Source organism: Azospirillum sp. A26, from assembly GCF_042604635.1.
In the GTDB taxonomy this organism is placed as follows: domain Bacteria; phylum Pseudomonadota; class Alphaproteobacteria; order Azospirillales; family Azospirillaceae; genus Azospirillum; species Azospirillum palustre.
Genome location: NZ_CP170474.1, coordinates 1 through 2,500 on the forward strand (window position 1 = coordinate 1; position 2,500 = coordinate 2,500).

The following is a 2,500-nucleotide window of genomic DNA, read 5'->3' on the forward strand; positions in this document are numbered from 1 at the left end:
GTGAAGATGCAAGCATGTGCGCTTTTGGATTGGAGCGTCTCTTGTGCCTGAGCGACCTGGCGGCGACCTACTCTCCCACGTCTTAAGACGCAGTACCATTGGCGCGGAGGCTTTTCACGGCCGAGTTCGGGATGGGATCGGGTGTTTGACACCTCGCCATGACCACCAGGTCACCGAGGCACAAGACCGACGCCGTTACCGAAAGCGCTGTATGCTTGTTCAGTGCAAGTGAGGAGGATGTATCGAACGGCTGTGCGCTGGTCAAGCACTGCTTTGGAGCAGGCTTGCTGCTGCGCATGGCGCGGTTTGTGGTGTCGAGATCAAGCCGATCGAGCGATTAGTAAGGCTTAGCTTCAGGCATTGCTGCCGGTCCACATGCCTCCTATCGACGTGATGGTCTGTCACGGCTCTCAAGGGAGCTCTGGTTTAGAGGTGGGTTTCCCGCTTAGATGCTTTCAGCGGTTATCCCGTCCATACTTAGCTACCCGGCCATGCCACTGGCGTGACAACCGGTGCACCAGAGGTATGTCCATCCCGGTCCTCTCGTACTAGGGACAGATCCTCGCAAAACTCCGACACCCACGGCAGATAGGGACCGAACTGTCTCACGACGTTCTAAACCCAGCTCACGTACCACTTTAATCGGCGAACAGCCGAACCCTTGGGACCTGCTCCAGCCCCAGGATGTGATGAGCCGACATCGAGGTGCCAAACGACTCCGTCGATATGGACTCTTGGGAGTCATCAGCCTGTTATCCCCGGCGTACCTTTTATCCGTTGAGCGATGGCCCGTCCACGTGGAGCCACCGGATCACTATGGCCGACTTTCGTCTCTGCTCGACTTGTCAGTCTTGCAGTCAGGCGGGCTTATGCCATTGCACTCGTCGAGCGATTTCCGACCGCTCTGAGCCCACCATCGCGCGCCTCCGTTACACTTTGGGAGGCGACCGCCCCAGTCAAACTACCCGCCATGCAGGGTCCCGGACCCGGATCACGGGCCACGGTTAGATGCCAGAGACTTCAAGGGTGGTATTTCAAGGTTGGCTCCACACGAGCTGGCGCCCATGTTTCCAAGCCTCCCACCTATCCTACACATGAAGTCCCTAGCACCACTGCAAAGCTGTAGTAAAGGTGCACGGGGTCTTTCCGTCTGACCGCGGGAACTCCGCATCTTCACGGAGAGTTCAATTTCGCTGAGTTGGTGTTGGAGACAGCGGGGAAGTCGTTACGCCATTCGTGCAGGTCGGAACTTACCCGACAAGGAATTTCGCTACCTTAGGACCGTTATAGTTACGGCCGCCGTTTACCGGGGCTTCAATTCAGAGCTTGCACTCCTCCTCTTAACCTTCCGGCACCGGGCAGGCGTCAGACCCTATACGTCGCCTTGTGTGGCTTCGCAGAGCCCTGTGTTTTTAGTAAACAGTCGCTACCCCCTGGTCTGTGCCCCCCGCCTGCGACTTGCGTCACAAACGGGGCCCTCTTCTTCCGAAGTTACGAGGGCAATTTGCCGAGTTCCTTCAACACCATTCTCTCAAGCGCCTGGGTATACTCTACCAGTCCACCTGTGTCGGTTTGGGGTACGGTCTATAAGGCGGGGCTATTTCCTGGAACCGGTCCACAGCACGATCAATCCGATAAGATCGTACACGCTTTCCAATCCGTCACCTCCGCCAGGCCCACGAATATTAACGTGGTTCCCATCGACTACGCCTTTCGGCCTCGCCTTAGGGGCCGGCTCACCCTGCGTGGATTAACCTTGCGCAGGAACCCTTGGACTTTCGGCGACAGTGTTTCTCACACTGTTTGTCGCTACTCATGTCAGCATTCTCACTTCCGATACCTCCAGGCGGCCTCACGGACACCCTTCGCAGGCTTACGGAACGCTCCGCTACCACGTGACCCTAAGATCACATCCGCAGCTTCGGTACACGGCTTGAGCCCCGATACATTTTCGGCGCAGGCCGGCTTAACTAGACCAGTGAGCTATTACGCTTTCTTTAAAGGATGGCTGCTTCTAAGCCAACCTCCTGGTTGTCATGGCCTTCCCACATCCTTTCCCACTTAGCCGTGATTTGGGGACCTTAGCTGGCGGTCTGGGCTGTTTCCCTCTCGACGATGGACCTTAGCACCCACCGTCTGTCTGCCGGACTGCACTCTGCGGTATTCGGAGTTTGGTTAGGTTTGGTAAGGCTCGCGCCCCCCTAGCCCATCCAGTGCTCTACCCCCGCAGGTGATATCCGACGCGCTACCTAAATAGCTTTCGCGGAGAACCAGCTATTTCCTGATTTGATTGGCCTTTCACCCCTAGCCACAGGTCATCTCCGACTTTTTCAACAGGCGTGAGTTCGGTCCTCCAGTGCGTGTTACCGCACCTTCAACCTGCCCATGGCTAGATCATCAGGTTTCGGGTCTAAAGCATGCAACTCGGTCGCCCTATTCAGACTCGCTTTCGCTGCGCCTCCACCTACCGGCTTAAGCTCGCTGCATACTCTAAGTCGCT

The 2,500-nt window shown here is 56.8% G+C and carries 2 rRNA genes (1 of these 2 cut by a window edge); both read right to left on the bottom strand.

Annotated elements, in window-relative coordinates:
- Window positions 1-54: 54 nt before the first annotated feature.
- Window positions 55-170: ribosomal RNA gene (rrf, locus tag ABNQ39_RS23795) — 5S ribosomal RNA — on the bottom strand.
- Window positions 171-316: 146 nt separating this feature from the next.
- Window positions 317-2,500 (bottom strand): 23S ribosomal RNA (locus ABNQ39_RS23800) (it continues 564 nt past the right edge of the window).